The sequence below is a fragment of the Ectobacillus sp. OTK genome, assembly GCF_059698935.1.
The window spans coordinates 454,186-470,537 of sequence record NZ_AP048547.1 but is presented as its reverse complement, the minus strand read 5'-3'; the positions used below and the strand labels follow the sequence as shown (position 1 = coordinate 470,537).

The following is a 16,352-nucleotide window of genomic DNA, read 5'->3' as shown; positions in this document are numbered from 1 at the left end:
CTAACTAATGATTTTAACCTGTTTTTTCAAACAAATGATTTCTTCATTTTTAAAATAAATCTTAATCAGCTTGCGGATTTCAGCATCATCATCCATAATCAAAATGCTGGTAGAGTTATTCATTTTTCTCCCTGCCTAACATTCTTGCTTGTCCTCTCATGCTCTTACAATGAGAAGCGAAAATTGCAGCAGTTGCAGCAATCTCCCCAAAAAAGACCGTATTTTGTTGCCAATTTTACTATAACCTCTATGTTGTCACCAAACATTGAGCCTAAGATAAAATAAATCAATGTCCAAACAAATGCAGTTGTATAGGAGTATAGTGCATAGATTTTAAAGGACAGCTTATGTATTCCTGTTAAGCAGGGCACACAATTTCTAAATATTTCATAAAAAATGAAAATGATGATTTGGGTAGAGTTCATTTGAATGAGATTTTGGTATAATATAGGAAGTTATAATGAACTCCTTTCATGCTAGATACTTCAAAAATTCTATTTTATCAAGGGGGAGCTGGTGGTCCGCACAAAGCTGCGGGGCTCTATTCTTGCTCAAATATTAAACAAAGTTAAGAATATCAAGGGCCTAGGATTTTTATCCGTTGGTTTTAATAGATAAATAGCATTGGATTAAAATACTTTGAATTTAACAAAGTTTTAAAATAATTTTTTGAGGTGAAGGATTTTGCGTAAAACTACTCTCATTATTGTAAGCAGTATTATCGTTATAATTGCACTCCTATTTGGGGGAATCAGTTATTATCAAGCAACCCGGTTCAATGCGAATATCACGATTAATGACACAAACGTCGGCGGAATGACTGCTGAGCAAGCAATGAAAAAATTAGAATCATCTGTATTAAAAAACGAAGTCTATATTGGAAAAGAACAAATACTCAATGAAAAGGATACGAAGATGGGATTTACGAGTAAAGACCTGCCTCGTATCAAGAAATTATTAGAAAAACAACGGACGTTATGGCCCTCCTCAAAGGCAATCACATATTCGTTGGTGCCGAGTGAAGAGGATCAGTATCGAAGTCAAACGATGAAAAAGCTAGTAGAGGAAAAGCTCATATCAATGAATCAGAGCTTAAAAGCGCCCCAAGATGCGCAAGCTCATTTGGATCAAGGTAACATCACTATCTCCCAAAGCGTTAAGGGGGAGCAGTATGACGTCGCCAAATTATTAAAGGATTATGAGAAACAGGAGCATAATAGTAAAGTCCATTTGAACGCCGTATACATACAGCCTATCGAAGCGGACAATCCAATTGTAAAAGAAGAAGAGAAAATGCTGCAGGAACTCATTCAACGAACTATTGATTATAAGGTACAGAACCAAGTCTATTCTTTAAAGGGCAGCGATCTCATTAAAAATGCATCAGTGTCAAAAGATATGAAGTATAGTATTGACCCAACCGATATTAAAAACAAGATTGCTGAAATTAATGCTTCTCAATCAACATTAAATAAAAATTATACATTTAAAACACATTCAGGTTCAGTCATATCAGTAAAAGGACAGTCCTATGGCTGGGCAATTAATGTCGACAAGGAAACAAAGCGGATTCAGGAGGCCTTTGAAAAAGGGGAAACATCGATTTCTGCCTCTAATATTTACGGAGTGGGTTATAGCACGTATGGCATCGGCTATGATAATACAACGAACAATGGCATTGGCGATACATATGCTGAAGTGTCAATTGCAGAGCAGCGTATTTGGATTTATAAAAACGGGAAATTGGCAGTCACAACCAATGTAGTTACAGGCAAACATAGCACCAATGAAGATACGCCAACAGGAGTGTGGTATATCATGTTTAAAGAATCACCATCCACGCTCGAGGGCAGTTCAGTAGGCAATCCGAATTATTCAGTTAAGGTATCTTATTGGGCTCCCTTTACAAACAGCGGATGCGGATTCCACGATGCCAGCTGGCGGAAGAACTGGGCAAGTGATGCCTATCTGACGCAAGGATCAGGGTGCTGCGTTAACACACCATCAAGTGCTATGAAAGCTGTGTATGACAATCTCAGTCAAAACGATCCAGTTGTTGTTTATTAAGAAGCAGCGGTGAAGATTTTGAGTGCCTATTTCATGATAATATGTTAGAAACCAGTGTTGTTTAGTAAGGTTTTTATATATTTTTTCATTGAACAGAGAAAAGCTCTAATATTTTCACTAAATCAATTGAAAAGCATTTTCCTTCAAAGTATTAATAGGAGCAGGAAATCGCGAATGATTTCCTGCTTCTTCTTTTAAACTATCTGTGATACGCGCTCAGCATCTCAGAAATGTATGGGGCATTTTTGTCATCTTTTCAATGATTGCTGATAAGAATTACTTTCCTAGAGTGAAACTAAAGAAGTCACCCTTCGGGACAGCTTCTTGCGGCCATAAGATTTGAACTCAGAAGTGAATATCACATAATTTCACTTTCAAGGTATCTGTATAATGTGGATTTGCTAATGCCTGTTTCTTCTTTGATTTCGGCTAAACTGTATTTTTTGCTCTGATACATAGTAATAGCCCGTTTCACATTTTCATCGGGTTTTCTTGGTCTTCCAGTAGAGACTCCCTTTTCTCTGGCTTCATACATGCCCTGTTTTGTTTTTTCACTTATCACATCGCCTTGAAATGCAAGTAGATGCTTTACAATATCATTGAAACGATATCCATCAGTATAGCTTGTATCAATACCTTCAGTAAGAGATTGCAGATATGCCCCTTTTATATCTATTATTTCTAATAACTCGACTAAATGATGTGTTGAATCAGCTAAAGCAAAGAGCTTTGTAATAATTATCTTATCACCCCGGTTGAGGTTATCAAGCATATCTTTAAGGTTTGTCCTTTTTTTGGCTGATGCATGCTCTTCTGCAATAATGACTGTACAATTTACACTTTTTAGCTTTTGCAGTTGATCTTCACATTTCGGATCTTCTTGGTACGGTCTCATATATCCTATTAACATATATGCTCCTCTAACAATTAAGACATTTTTTCAATCATACCATAATTTGTAGTTAGCAAAAAGATTCAAAATGGTTCCTTTTTGGGAATACAAGTGATAGACTAATTTTATTGTATAACGAACCTGACTTTTATGAGAGTTAGAAATCAAACAAATATAAACTATGAGGTGAATGCAAAGTTGAGTAACAAAATAACAACAGAATGGTTTTCCAATGTGAGGGCAGACATTCTTGCCGGTATTGTTGTCGCATTGGCTTTAATACCAGAAGTCATTGGCTTTTCTATTATTGCTGGCGTTGGTCCTATGACTGGTTTATACGCTTCGTTTTGTATGGCTGTTATCATTGCTTTCGTCGGAGGACGTCCAGGTATGATTTCAGCGGCAGCTGGTGCGATGGCTTTAGTATTAGTCGGTTTAGTGAAAGACCACGGTATCCAGTACATGCTTGCCGCAACTATTTTAACAGGAGTTATCCAATTTGTGCTTGGCGTTCTACGAATCGGACAATTAGTCAAATTCATTCCCCGTTCTGTTATGGTGGGGTTTGTAAATGCATTGGCAATTTTAATTTTCACATCACAATTGCCTTCCTTTTCGGGTGAATCTTGGCCCATGTATGCAATGGTGGCTGGCGGATTAGCAATCATTTATCTATTTCCTAGGATAACAAAAGCTGTCCCTTCACCACTTGTTGCGATTATTGTGATTAGCACCATTTCGATTTATACCCACAGTGATGTGAAAACAATAGGTGATATGGGAAGTATTTCGAACACATTACCGCACTTCTTTATTCCTGATGTTCCCTTTAACCTGGAAACTTTCCGTATTATATTCCCGTATGCTCTTTCACTGGCTCTAGTCGGTTTAATTGAGTCTTTGTTAACAGCGCAAATTGTCGATGATATGACGGATACAAGCAGTAATAAAAATATGGAATGCAGAGGACAAGGGATTGCCAATGTCATAACTGGATTTTTTGGAGGTATGGCGGGGTGTGCTATGATTGGTCAATCTGTCATTAACATGAAATCTGGTGGACGCGGACGTCTTTCTGCGTTTGTTGCTGGTGCCTTTTTGATGTTCCTTATCATCGTACTAAATAAGATTGTGGTTCAAATTCCTTTGGCAGCTCTTGTAGCAGTTATGATTGTAGTATCTATCAGCACATTTGATTGGAGTTCCTTAAAACGGCTGCACAAGCTTCCTAAAACAGACACCATTGTTATGGTTGTGACTGTCGTTGCAGTAGTGCTTACTCATAACTTGGCAATTGGTGTTATAAGTGGGATTGTTTTAAGTTCAATTTTCTTTGCTTCTAAAATTTCAAAAGTGAAAGTGACTAAGGTAACTCATCCATCGCTGCAAAAGATGGAATACAAGGTGGAAGGCCAGTTATTCTTTGCTTCCGTAACGGATTTTCTTTCTTCCTTCAATTTCAAACAAGAAAACATCAAAACTGTTGATATTGATTTATCTCATGCTCACATATGGGATGAATCAGGTGTAACGGCTATTGATAAGGCAGTTCTAAAATTTCATCAAAATGGTATTCAAACACATATTATTGGATTGAACGAGGCAAGTGCAACACTGCTTGATCGCGTTGCTGTGTTTAACAAACCAGGTGGTTTAGATCAAAATATCGGTCATTAATACAAATTCCCCTTCAACATAGAAGGGGAATTTGTTATGCAAGTGATTTCCATAATAGAATTACAATACCAATAAAAACGACGGAATAGTTAAAAAGTGCATTGTTTTCTGGTTCTTCAAGTTGACGTCCTGTTAATTTTTCAAAAGCTTGCATACGTAGTTTTGTTTGGTGAAGGTACATCATTATCCCTCTCCTTTTGAATACGAATACAATATTGAAAGCGTTTTCTTCATTATATAGTATTTCTTATTTCGATTCAACTTGCGTCAAAATAGAGTTAGTTTCTTTACATACCGCATACATGTGAAGTTGATATAAGCGTCTATTATGAGTAGTCCTTTCATTCAGCAAGGGCTTCCCTCCTCGTCATTTTTTGTGATTTATACATCTCTGTCACAGCAATATTTTACCGCTCAAAGCTGCATGAAATGCTGTATACTCTTAGTCCCTACCTATAAAATCAGAAGAAATAAACTAAAACTATAAAGACAGCTCAAAACAGTTATCGCCTCCTGAAATAGGTATTACCTCATAATCAATATTTAAACCTGACCCATAATTTAGTTCATATCCTATTTACACAAAAAAACCCGAATAAGGCACTTTTTTATAAGTGTCCCTTATTCGGGTTATAGTTCACCACTAAGCTAGTAGAGTGTATATTATAATTCTTCACCATTCGTTTGAATTACTTTTTTATACCACTCAAATGAATCTTTCTTATATCGCTTCATTGATCCGTTTCCTTCATTATCACGATCAACATAAATCATGCCATAACGCTTTTTCATTTCACCTGTTGTGAATGACACGATATCTATGATTCCCCATGGCGTATAGCCAATTAAATCAACACCATCGTAAGTTACTGCTTTTTCTAATGCTTCAATTTATTTAAGGGAAAATGCTTTATCTACTATTTTTCGCCGTCATTGTGGTACGGTTCCCTATAAAATACCTCAATAGGGTTTTATTTCTGCTTTTCATTCTTTTTTTATTAAAATTTAATTAAGCGGCTTTAATACAGAAATAAATAAATACATAAAATTTCAAACATATACAAATAATGACAAATTCCACACCATAGAATCAAGTAGAATAATAGTGATAATTGAAGTATTAAGGTAAAATAATAGTGATAATCGAATTATTAAGGTAAAATAATAGTGATAATTGAAGTATTAAGGTAAAATAATTGGAAGTTTTGGAGGCAAAACTAAGAGTTTAAAATCGAGAACGTTGATAGCTGAGTTATCAGGTATGCGGGGGGAATATTTATGGGAAATACAGTAAACGAATTAGTTGAGGAAATTGATAAACAACAGATAAACTCATTCAAACGGTTTGCAAACTGGAAGTTTATCACAACTAGTATAATCATTATTATTGCACTTATATTTGCAGCAATCAGCTATTATCAGGCAAACCACTTTAATGCAAATGTCAAAATTAATGGTACAAAGGTCGGTGGATTGACTGCTGATCAGGCGCTTAAGAAATTAAAAACATCTGTATTAAAAAACGCAGTATATGTTGGACAACAACAAATTTTAGATGAAAAAGATACGAAGATGGGATTTACGGATAAAGACCTGTCTGGTGTCAAAAAATTATTAAGAAGCCAGCGGACATTTTTTCCTTCTTCAAAGGCAAAAAATTATTCATTAATGCCAGCCGAACTGGATCAGTATCGAAGCCAAGTGTTGAAAAAACAAGTGGAAGAAAAGCTCTTATCAATGAATAAGAATTTAAAAGCACCCCAAGATGCGCAGGCTATTATGGAACAAGGTAAAATTACAGTCTCAAAAAGTGTTAATGGGCAGCAGTATGATATCGCCAGTCTATTAAAGGACTATGAGAAGCAGGAGTATAATAGTGAAATCCATCTGAACGCTGTATACATACAGCCAATCAAGGAAGACAATCCCATTGTAAAAAATGAAGAGAAAAAGCTGCAGGAACTCCTCGGGCAAACCATTGATTATAAGGTACAGGATAAAGTTTATTCTTTAAAAGCCAGCGATTTAATTAAAAATGCTTCTGTGTCAAAAGATATGAAAATCACAATTGATCCAGTTAATATTAAAAATAAGATTGCTGAAATTAATGACTCTCAATCCACATTAAATAAAAACTTCACATTTAAGACCCATTCAGGTTCAGTCATATCGGTAAAAGGAAAGGGCTATGGCTGGGCAATAGATGTTGAAAAAGAAGCAACACGGATTATGGAAGCTTTTGAAAAAGGGGAAAAATCTCTTTCTGCCTCTAATATTTACGGGCATGGCTGGAAAGGTGAAGGCTACGGTTATGAAACTATAACAAACAATGGCATTGGTGATACGTATGCTGAAGTTTCAATTCAGGAACAGCGTATTTGGCTTTACAAAAATGGACAATTAGTACTAACAACGAATGTAGTTACTGGAAAACATAGCACCAATGAAGATACATCACCAGGAGTGTGGTATATCCTTTATAAACGATCACCGTCCATACTTAAGGGCAGTTCAGTAGGCAATCCGAATTATTCCGTTAAAGTAGATTATTGGGCTCCATTTACGAACGATGGACAAGGGTTCCACGATGCCAGCTGGCGGACAAACTGGGCAAGTGATGCTTATCTTACTGCAGGATCGGGCGGTTGTGTCAACCTCCCGCCTAGTGTCGCGAAGGCAGTGTATGATAATCTCAGTATATACGAGCCAGTTGTCGTTTATTAAGGATTGGCAGCCTATCATGAGTTAATATGTACATCTATAACGTCAGTGAACGTTTTGAGGGCATATGTTTAATACAAATATTTGAGAAACCGCTGCTGTATTCTTTTTTGACGCTAGGTTACTCAGATCTTTCGATGAATTAATTAAATTAATAAACATAAACGGAAGAAGGAAATCTATTAATTAATGATTTCCTTCTTCTTTATTTATACTATCTGTGATACACACTTATCGTGTGCAGCTTGGAGAAACAATCATATACATAAAATTAAGGCCCTATCGATACTTCGACAGGGCCTATTGCTTACTACTTCACCTCTAATTCATCTTTCCTTACAAGCAGTGAACAGCACTCCACATGCCCGGAGTGCTGAGGTAGATAGACTCTAAAAAAACCGATGTAGTTGTGTTCACCCAACACTATAAGTATTTTACGTATAGCCGCCTTGCAGTCTGATTAAGTCGGATTTTCAACCTTAACCAGTCTCAACGTAAACTTTTCAAGCATTATAAAAAATAGTAAACTTGCCGCACGGATGCAGATCAAGTAACTCAATTTCCAATCGTTATAAAAAACTAATATTTTCATCTTCATGAGGATAACATCGCCTAATGGCAAGATAAAAAAAGGAACTACACTCCAATATCTCTTTTTTGGTGTGTAAATACAAAATATCACAATTACAGCCATACACACATGATACAAAAAACCACTAAATAATGTGCTGTCCCGATATATGTTTTCAACCCAATTTACATGAAAAAACTGCTTTCTCAAAAGCATAAGTATGCTTGTTGGAGTTTGCAGAATGATCCATGCAATCGTCCAGAATGTTAGTATTCGCGGGAATTTATGTCTTTTTCTATTTAATATGGAATACCATTTTTTCATAACAACCATAAAGATAAATGTTGCAATACCGGTCATATATGTGTGCCACCAATGGTGGCTGTAGACACCGACTTTAAGAAACAAAACCTCTATCAGCATGAAAACGATGGATATCAATCCAATCCAGAGATATGAGACCTGAAAATACATTATCCAAATCGCTGTCGCAGCCCATAATGCTGTATTGGCTATAATATGCCCTATGATATTTTCTGCAAAGGGATTTGTATAAAGTCCTGGTTTATATACGTAAGCATTTAGTGAAAAGAGTACAATAGCCTCCCCTATCCATGACCAAGCAGTTACGAATATTAAATATGAAATCAAATCAGCTACGCTTCTCTTTTTATACGCTGTATAAACGATAATTATCGCCCCGATGACAATCAACCCGTAGTACCAGAATATATTTGGCATAAATTGCCCCTTTCTGTAATTTGCTGTACCTACTGCGAATGGAAATACAATATTCACGAATTCCCCCAGTTTCTTCAGTTGTATTTACAAGTATCCCCTATTTATAAAACAATTAATACGTCAGCGTATTGGTGATTTGTCTACACCTATTCCGCGCTGCTTGTAACGGCAGGTGATAAGGCTATTACTTTCGCGGAATGGCCTTTTGAGGTAAATGTGATATATGGAAAATCCGGTTTGAATAAAAAGGAGTCACCTTATGGTGACCCTTTCGCCCATGACATCGCTGTTTCAAAAACAAAAAATGAAATCCAATCAGGCAGGTTTTCTTTTTGTAACCTGTTTAGATTATCATGATCTCCTTTTTTATAAGAAGGACGATTTCCGCTGGGATTCATGACCAGAATCGCATCGCAAAACGGTTTCACTCGTTGCGGCAAGTCGTTCTCACATCTTTTTACTTAGTAAAATTTAAAAATTCCCTTCCGATCCAATACGCCATCGTATATCTTTTGAATTAGGCGGACCTATAACAACTGTCTGATCGATAGGCTTGAGCACTTCAGCTAACTGGGCAGCATTCACGCCATAGATTGCCTGGAACACCTCAGGAGGTGTCTTTCTCAGGATGTCGGAACCATATATGGTCTGAGCTTCTTTATTATCAAAAGTAGCCAGGAAGTGGGTGCTATCCATTGCCGCGATTGTCCAATGCCACCATCCCATTGGAACATACACCGTTTGAGGCGGCTTAACACGGTAACTGAGTACCTGCAGAGTAAATGGATTGAGAACAAAAACGACAGTTTCTCCCTGTATCATGTAGATGAGTTCATTCGCGTTGGGGTGCCAATGAGCCTCTACGCTATGTCCTCTATTCAAATAAACATCAAACAAGGTTAGGTTCTGCATAATAGGCAGCTGTTTAACGGATTGCTGGAGAATAAAGTTTTCATTGTTTTTCTGAAAGTATGGAGCAGATCTTAAGTCAAAAGATAAATTCAATGAAGAAGAGCTAAAGTCGAACATATCACTGAAGGTTGACATTGGTATTATCACACCTTTCTTAACCGGGTGTTATGGATTAAATATTAAAGCACACAAATATATATGCATTAACCCAAAAATCATGATTAAATCCAGGCCGGATTTAAGTGCAACGCGAACGACATCCCGGACGCAGGCAGACTCCAAGCAAAAGCCCGAAAACTAGATGGAGCTTCTCCTCAGCTTGGATGAAACGGACTTCATAACCGCATCCCAAAATCGCTGAGGCTCTAAATATTGAGCAGCAATGGCTATTTGAGTTCGATGAACCCTTTTCATTACCTGTAGCTGATGATAAAGAAGCCGCTTTACAAGAAGTGCTTTCGTTACTAAAGGGCGGGGACATACGCCACATTCGTATGACAAAAAGCATACTTGCTGAAATATTCAATTCATTCCCTTACAAGTGAAAAACAGGCTTACAATTGAGCCTGTTTTTTCTGTTTGTTGTCTTCACGACCCTTCTCTTCGTAAACAAAGAGTAAGCATCCGCTTTTTGTTTGAGCGGGCTGCAAAAAACGGACTCAAATGTTTTTTGCAAAATCAAGTGATTTAATAACAGAACAAACCACTAGGAATCCTTGGCGTCTTTGACTTTACATGTTTACAGCACTATAAATTAGAAAAAAAAGGCTCACTACTTATTAAACAATCTGACATGTTTCTACATAACTTTTTTCATTAGCTGAAATGAAAGAAATAAAGAATTAATATTCCATTTATACGGGATAATCCTACCAATTAGGGTAAAAATAAACGAAAACATTCGAAATGGTGTGACTAATGTTTAATGTATTCAAACTTAAAAAACGCAGACCTAACAAAAAATATCCATCAGATTACCTAAAAGATGAACAAAGCATACAGGAAGTAAACGAACAAAATGAACTAGAGAAAAATATACAAAAAAACGATTATGTCGAAGATTGGGAAAAAGAACTCACTAAATCAAAAGATTACAAAAAAACTTTCCATTTTAGTCAAAAGTCAGGTAAAAAATTTCATTTTACCTTTCTATCATCACTTATTGAAGAAGAAGTGCTAGACAATAATGTCCTCCCCTCTTTACTTAAGGGAGAGTTTCATGAAATAGCTGATGTTAAACAGCTGCTTCCGATTGCGGATGTAGAGCTATCAAGCAACACAGCTGATATCCCTCAAAAGCTGCTTAACGGGTATGTAATGCTGACAATTGAAGAAGATACAAGTGAGTTTGCCTTCATCTCCGCGTACAAACAAGTTATTCGATCGGTTACGGCTCCAGAAATTGAATTCAGCGTCGTCGGCCCTAAAGAAGCATTTGTCGAAACCATTGGGCAAAACTTGAACTTGATTCGAAAACGTCTACCTGTCAAGGAACTCATAGCGGAAGGATTCAGCGTCGGAAAATTATCAAAAACGAAAGTAGTCGTCCTCTATATCGATGGGATCACAAATAAGGAAATTATCAATACGGTTAAGCAGCGGATTAGTGATATTGAAAAGGACGAAATCGCTGACAGTTCGTATTTTACGCAGATGATCTCTGATAATGGGAATTCCCCTTTTCCACAGCTGCTCGATACAGAAAGGCCAGATCGGGTTGCATCCAGCTTGGCAGAAGGGAAAGTTGTTATTTTAGTAGACGGCTCACCACATGCACTAATCGGGCCAACCACTTTGACAGAGTTTTTCAACTCATTTGAAGATTATTTTCTTAACTGGATTCTCGCTTCCTTTATCAGATTAATACGTTTATTTGCTGTTACTTTTTCAGTTTTGATTACACCTCTTTATGTTGCGGTGGTTACATACCACTATGAATTGATTCCAAAGGACTTATTAATTACGTTAGTTACCTCAAGGCGTGTTGTTCCTTTCCCGCCAATTCTTGAAGTATTGTTTCTGGAAGTAACGATTGAACTATTAAGGGAAGCAGGAGCCAGGCTTCCAACTAAGGTCGGCCAGACAATCGGCATCGTGGGCGGTATTGTCATCGGGACAGCATCTGTTGAAGCTGGTCTTACGAGCAATGTTCTTTTGATTTTTATTGCCCTGGCTGCTCTTGCCTCCTTCACAACACCTGTATACCAAATGAGCAATACGATCAGGATTATGCGTTTTCCGTTTCTTTTCATGGCCGAATTATGGGGTTTACTCGGGATAACAATCGCATTTTGTTTTCTGCTTGTTCATTTGCTTCGGCTTACATCGCTTGGATTTCCATTTATGGAACCAATTTTTCCGCTCAGAATGCAGGACTTCAAAGATGCACTATTTCGGTTCCCATTTAAAAGTCAGGCACTTCGCCCGCAGTTTTTAAGAACCAGAAATTCGGTTCGTTTTAGTAAGGAAAAAGCTTCTAAAAAGAAGGACATTGATGAATAATCAAAAAAGGCAGGGAAGTAAATATGATGCAGGAATCTGTCCCGGAGAGACTACAAATTTCACCATTTATGGCCGCGTATGTCGTCGTTTCAATGCAGATTGGAATTGGTATCCTCGGTTTTCAACGAGACATTGCCAAAGATGCCGGATATGATGCTTGGATTTCTGTTTTCATGGCAGGATTAATTACCAATATCTCCATATGGTTGATATATAAAATATGCGAAGCTGTTGAAGGGGATGTGATGCATGCCAATGTTTACGTGTTTGGAAAAATCATTGGCAACAGCATAAATACCTTATTTATTGTCTACTTTATCATTACTTGTGCAGGAGTACTCGGCGGCCTAATTGAGATCATTCGCACATGGATGTTTCTTGATTTAAGCCCTTTTTGGTTCGCAATCGTTTATTTACTGTTAGGAATTTATATTGTCTATGGCGGGTTCAGAACAGTAGCAGGAATCTCCTTTTTAGGAACAGTCATTCCCGCTTATTTAGTGTTTACCTTTGGATTTGCATTAAATTATGGGGATTTTACCAATTTGCTTCCTATTTTCGACCATTCCTTGAGCGAAATGATAAAAAGCGGATACAATATGTCACTTAGTTATCTTGGCTTTGAAGAATTATTAATTTTTTATCCTTTTATTAAGAAGCCTAGGCAGTCAAAAAAATGGGTTCATATCGGGCTTTTGGCAACTACTCTTTTTTATACTGGTTTGACAGTTATTAGCTTTGCCTATTTTCCGCCCGCCTTACTTGAACGGTCGATTTGGGCAACCTTGGAAATGTGGAAAATTGTCAGACTCCCTTTTATTGAAAGATTCGAGTATTTAGGAATTGCGAATTGGTCCTTAATCCTTATCCCAAATGTTGCGATTACATTATGGGCTGCCAGTCGGGTCGCCAAACGGGTTTATAGCATCAAACAAAAAAAAGCAGTCATTTTCGTTTCCTTGTTATGTCTGATTATCGTGGTATTAACACCTACACGCGAAAGGATAAATTTTATCTTAGACCTAGACTCAAAAATTGGCTTCTCTCTAGCTTATGCGTATATTCCCATTCTCTATTTATCACTACTCATTAAAAAGAAGGTGAAAACAAAGTGAAGAAGATTCACTTCGCCATGTCCTTACTTTTTTGCACTATGTTTTTAACTGGATGCGTGCAAACAAATGTTATTGATGACGTAAATATTGCCACAGGGATCGGTATTGATAAAAGTGGTAATCAATTGCTTGGCAGTATCATGATCCCCGTATTCAAACCCGACAAGTCATTTGGGAATTTTACCTTTTCCGCCAAAGGAACTATCATGAGGGATATGATGGCCGAAATGCAGAAAAAAGCTTCCCAGCCAATTGTCAGCGGAAGTCTAGCTCTTGCTTTTTTGGGAGAAGATGTCGCACGTGAGGGAATCAATCAAATACTTGAAGTCTTCCTCCGTGATCCAAGCGTTGGCGCAAGAGTCCATTTAGCTGTAGTGGATGGAAAAGCAATTGATATTTTTAAAGGTAAATATGGAGATCGAGGGAACGCCGCATACCTTGCACAGTTAATTGAACATAATATGGAAGGACAAAATTTGCCGTTGACCAACCTTCATTACTTTTTGGCTGCTTTATACCAAAAAGGAAAGGATGCTTATTTACCTCTGCTTAAGAAGAGTCAGTCTCATTTGGTGAATATAACTGGAATAGCTCTCTTCAAGGATGACAAAGTCGTCGCCATTCTTCCGGAGAATAAAATGTTTTATTTTAAGCTCCTTGTCGACAAACACACCACAGGTTCAGTAAAGCTAAAAGATAAGGATAGAGAATCCACTGTCCAAAGTATCACTTCAAAGAATAAAATCAAACTAACAAATAGGAATCCCTATGAATTTACGGTTCATATGACAATAAAAGGGCTTCTTACCGAGCATCAAGAAAAGGTCCTTAAGAAGGGCGAGATACATAAAATTGAGGAACATTTGGAAAAACAAGTTGTTGTAGAATGCAAGAAAATGATTGAGGATTTTCAAAAAAAAGAAATTGACCCGGTTGGCTTTGGTCATATAGCTAAAACCAGAACACGAAATTTTGATTTTAACAAATGGAATGAGAACTATAAAGGTGCTCGATTTAAAGTTACCGCAGATGTAAACATAATTGAGGTTGGGGTTGTTGAGTAAAAACTTTCCAAGAAAAAACATGGCGTGCATCCATTTCTCTTTTTTTCTTAAGCCAACGCAAAGGAATTATCATGCCTCGAAGTGTATACTGTCAGGCTCTTCTACGCTTTTAGATTACTTTCATTCACTTAAAAAACTTAAGCGTGTGTCATCAAGTGGGCATGTGCTCAAAGTGTTATCATCCTAAAAGTCCTATGTATTAAAATTTTTCAAGGAATTAAAAGAAAACTAATAAGGTAAACGAAATAATGGGGGCTGACCCAAAAGCCCTTGAATAATGAAAATTAACAGAGGTATGTGAAATAGACCATCATCGAAACCCTTGATTTTACTGGGTTTCAATAATGGTCTATTTTTCCATTTCAACTCAAAGAGGGGCATTACTCCCCTTTGGAGTCAGCCTCGTTTCAGAATGTTGAAAAACAAAATCGTCAACTACAGAGTAGTGAACTAGGCAGATTTTAACTGCTACATGTAAAGTCTTTTGTAACGAATCCATACCTAAATAGGACTAAATTCATTCGTAAGACCCAAAGAAAAGTCGGCTTGTCTGTTGAAACCGACTTTTTCAGCACCGTGCAAGAAGGGACAGCATATGCTCTCCTTTCTTGTTTAGCATAAAATCCGTTAGAGGAAGTCACATAACTACATCCGTTCTCTTTGTCTGTTTGCTAGGGTTATGTTAAAGCTGACAATTACTAAATAAATAACAATGCTTCCTATCATTAGACAATAGGTAACATTTTGCGCAATGCCAACAATGTCACCCCAGCTACTTGCACCGTTTACAAACAACTGCAAAATTAACCCTGCAAGTAAACTTAGTGATGCATATGGTGTTTTTTTCATCAAAAACCCTACACCCCCGCCAAGGATACCACCGACAGTTGATGCCCCGTACCAAGTCGCATATGCGACTGCCTGTTCTTTAAATGATATCGCCACTGGCGATACATCCTCATAAAAATGGCCAATCACGAAATAAAATGTAATGGCAGCAATTGTGTAAATGGCACCAAGTAATACAGCGTTCTTAATATCCTTTGCAAATATATAGCCAACAAGCATAGCAAGTATAAACCAAACTGGTAAAGAATTAATCATTATCGCCAAATATGAAATGACGAATTCAAAAACTGTTACACCATCACCTAAATATGGTAAGTTATCAGAAATAACTGAAAAGGCGCCAACAATTAAACCAACAATACATGTAAAAATAATAAACTTTTTCCAATTTACTCCACATTCTTGATTCTTCTTCAACAAAACACTCTTCCCCTTTTCCTTTTCACAGCAAACCCCTTCACATTCAAAGGGATGGACTCATAAATTGTATTTTCACCAGAACCACGCTTTTGTTTGGATGTGCCGATGTTAGGCGCACCAAAATTCTTTGAACTGTTCTCCATATAATAGATATTTTCCCTACAAAATTCTTAGTGATCTAGAGTATGAAACTATAAAGCTATGACTCGGTTACATCGTTTGGAAACTTCACAATCATGGGTAACTATAACAATGGTCTTTCCCTCATCATTTAAAGTCTTTAATATATTAAGTACATGCTCTCGATTTATTACATCGAGGGATCCTGTTGGTTCATCTGCAAGGATAATATCATTTTTCTTTAGCATTAATCTCGCTAGTGCTACTCTTTGTTGCTCTCCGCCACTAAGCTGATATACCCTGCTATTCAGTTTATCTAGTAATCCCACTCTCTCAAGTACTTCATTTTTCATCCGCTTTTTGTCTGATGATTTTGTGTACGCTAGAGCAATATCAAGATTTTCATTTACTGTTGCTTGTTCAATTAAAGCGTAATTTTGAAATAAATAACCTATTGTATATCTAAATAACTTTACTAATTCCTTCTCATTCTTAAATGCATTTTTCACTCCCTGTATAATTACATCTCCTGAATCTGGCTTTTCCAGCTGGCCTATTATATTCAAAAGAGTTGATTTCCCTTTCCCACTCGGCCCTGTAATTGCAACCATTTCTCCCTTGTTAATCGTAAGGCTAAAGTCGTTAAATATCTCCTTGTTCTCAAATTTTTTATGTATATTTTTCAACTGGATAGCCAACGT

Annotated in this window: 13 protein-coding genes and 2 pseudogenes; 6 read left to right on the top strand and 9 right to left on the bottom strand. The window is 37.0% G+C overall.

Annotated elements, in window-relative coordinates; translation table 11 throughout:
• Complete coding sequence (locus AC6HZ4_RS02470) at positions 1 to 123, bottom strand: hypothetical protein (RefSeq protein ID WP_497493469.1); 123 nt, start codon at positions 121 to 123, stop codon at positions 1 to 3.
• Positions 124 to 203: 80 nt separating this feature from the next.
• Positions 204 to 380 (bottom strand): annotated as a pseudogene (locus tag AC6HZ4_RS02465) (DedA family protein); the annotation flags it as partial.
• Between the two features lie 304 nt (positions 381 to 684).
• On the opposite strand from AC6HZ4_RS02465, the gene AC6HZ4_RS02460 reads away from it, so the two are divergent.
• Positions 685 to 2,067: a L,D-transpeptidase family protein gene (locus AC6HZ4_RS02460; RefSeq protein WP_497493467.1), complete on the top strand. Its 1,383-nt coding sequence runs from the start codon at positions 685 to 687 to the stop codon at positions 2,065 to 2,067.
• A gap of 358 nt (positions 2,068 to 2,425) precedes the next feature.
• Here the strand turns inward: AC6HZ4_RS02460 and AC6HZ4_RS02455 are convergent, their stop codons facing one another.
• Positions 2,426 to 2,977: a recombinase family protein gene (locus tag AC6HZ4_RS02455; RefSeq protein ID WP_497493465.1), complete on the bottom strand. Its 552-nt coding sequence runs from the start codon at positions 2,975 to 2,977 to the stop codon at positions 2,426 to 2,428.
• Positions 2,978 to 3,157: 180 nt separating this feature from the next.
• On the opposite strand from AC6HZ4_RS02455, the gene AC6HZ4_RS02450 reads away from it, so the two are divergent.
• Positions 3,158 to 4,636, top strand: coding sequence for a SulP family inorganic anion transporter (locus tag AC6HZ4_RS02450; protein WP_497493463.1), 1,479 nt, complete (start codon positions 3,158 to 3,160; stop codon positions 4,634 to 4,636).
• A gap of 34 nt (positions 4,637 to 4,670) precedes the next feature.
• Here AC6HZ4_RS02450 and AC6HZ4_RS02445 read toward each other — a convergent pair whose 3' ends face one another.
• Positions 4,671 to 4,820, bottom strand: a complete 150-nt coding sequence (locus AC6HZ4_RS02445) for a hypothetical protein (RefSeq protein WP_497493461.1) — start codon at positions 4,818 to 4,820, stop codon at positions 4,671 to 4,673.
• Between the two features lie 479 nt (positions 4,821 to 5,299).
• Positions 5,300 to 5,527, bottom strand: a pseudogene (locus tag AC6HZ4_RS02440) (family 1 glycosylhydrolase); the annotation flags it as partial.
• Positions 5,528 to 5,914: 387 nt separating this feature from the next.
• Between AC6HZ4_RS02440 and AC6HZ4_RS02435 the strand changes: the two are divergent.
• A complete protein-coding gene (locus AC6HZ4_RS02435; protein WP_497493459.1) occupies positions 5,915 to 7,360 on the top strand; it encodes a L,D-transpeptidase family protein in 1,446 nt (481 codons plus the stop codon).
• A 457-nt stretch (positions 7,361 to 7,817) separates the two neighbouring features.
• Here the strand turns inward: AC6HZ4_RS02435 and AC6HZ4_RS02430 are convergent, their stop codons facing one another.
• A complete protein-coding gene (locus AC6HZ4_RS02430) occupies positions 7,818 to 8,726 on the bottom strand; it encodes a hypothetical protein (RefSeq protein ID WP_497493457.1) in 909 nt (302 codons plus the stop codon).
• Between the two features lie 414 nt (positions 8,727 to 9,140).
• Positions 9,141 to 9,716 carry a cupin domain-containing protein gene (locus tag AC6HZ4_RS02425; RefSeq protein WP_497493455.1) on the bottom strand — a complete coding sequence of 192 codons (576 nt, stop codon included), beginning with the start codon at positions 9,714 to 9,716 and terminating at the stop codon, positions 9,141 to 9,143.
• A gap of 783 nt (positions 9,717 to 10,499) precedes the next feature.
• Between AC6HZ4_RS02425 and AC6HZ4_RS02420 the strand changes: the two genes are divergently transcribed.
• The 3 genes from AC6HZ4_RS02420 to AC6HZ4_RS02410 are packed head-to-tail and all read left to right on the top strand — an operon-like array spanning position 10,500 to position 14,262.
• Positions 10,500 to 12,083: a spore germination protein gene (locus tag AC6HZ4_RS02420; RefSeq protein ID WP_497493453.1), complete on the top strand. Its 1,584-nt coding sequence runs from the start codon at positions 10,500 to 10,502 to the stop codon at positions 12,081 to 12,083.
• A 23-nt stretch (positions 12,084 to 12,106) separates the two neighbouring features.
• Complete coding sequence (locus AC6HZ4_RS02415; RefSeq protein WP_497493451.1) at positions 12,107 to 13,198, top strand: GerAB/ArcD/ProY family transporter; 1,092 nt, start codon at positions 12,107 to 12,109, stop codon at positions 13,196 to 13,198.
• Positions 13,195 to 14,262, top strand: coding sequence for a Ger(x)C family spore germination protein (locus tag AC6HZ4_RS02410; protein WP_497493449.1), 1,068 nt, complete (start codon positions 13,195 to 13,197; stop codon positions 14,260 to 14,262). Before AC6HZ4_RS02415 ends, AC6HZ4_RS02410 begins: the two co-directional genes overlap by 4 nt.
• Before the next feature lie 645 nt (positions 14,263 to 14,907).
• Here the strand turns inward: AC6HZ4_RS02410 and AC6HZ4_RS02405 are convergent.
• Both AC6HZ4_RS02405 and AC6HZ4_RS02400 read right to left on the bottom strand, forming a co-directional pair.
• Positions 14,908 to 15,531: a hypothetical protein gene (locus tag AC6HZ4_RS02405; protein WP_497493447.1), complete on the bottom strand. Its 624-nt coding sequence runs from the start codon at positions 15,529 to 15,531 to the stop codon at positions 14,908 to 14,910.
• 191 nt (positions 15,532 to 15,722) lie between these two features.
• A complete protein-coding gene (locus AC6HZ4_RS02400; RefSeq protein WP_497493445.1) occupies positions 15,723 to 16,349 on the bottom strand; it encodes an ABC transporter ATP-binding protein in 627 nt (208 codons plus the stop codon).
• Positions 16,350 to 16,352: the final 3 nt, after the last annotated feature.

Bases quoted from the DNA above. Each gene is read 5' to 3' on its own strand.
- AC6HZ4_RS02455 (WP_497493465.1), bottom strand. From the start codon at position 2,977: ATGTTAATAGGATATATGAGACCGTACCAAGAAGATCCGAAATGTGAA.
- AC6HZ4_RS02420 (WP_497493453.1), top strand. From the start codon at position 10,500: ATGTTTAATGTATTCAAACTTAAAAAACGCAGACCTAACAAAAAATAT.
- AC6HZ4_RS02415 (WP_497493451.1), top strand. From the start codon at position 12,107: ATGATGCAGGAATCTGTCCCGGAGAGACTACAAATTTCACCATTTATG.
- AC6HZ4_RS02445 (WP_497493461.1), bottom strand. From the start codon at position 4,820: ATGATGTACCTTCACCAAACAAAACTACGTATGCAAGCTTTTGAAAAA.
- AC6HZ4_RS02425 (WP_497493455.1), bottom strand. From the start codon at position 9,716: ATGTCAACCTTCAGTGATATGTTCGACTTTAGCTCTTCTTCATTGAAT.
- AC6HZ4_RS02435 (WP_497493459.1), top strand. From the start codon at position 5,915: ATGGGAAATACAGTAAACGAATTAGTTGAGGAAATTGATAAACAACAG.
- AC6HZ4_RS02470 (WP_497493469.1), bottom strand. From the start codon at position 123: ATGAATAACTCTACCAGCATTTTGATTATGGATGATGATGCTGAAATC.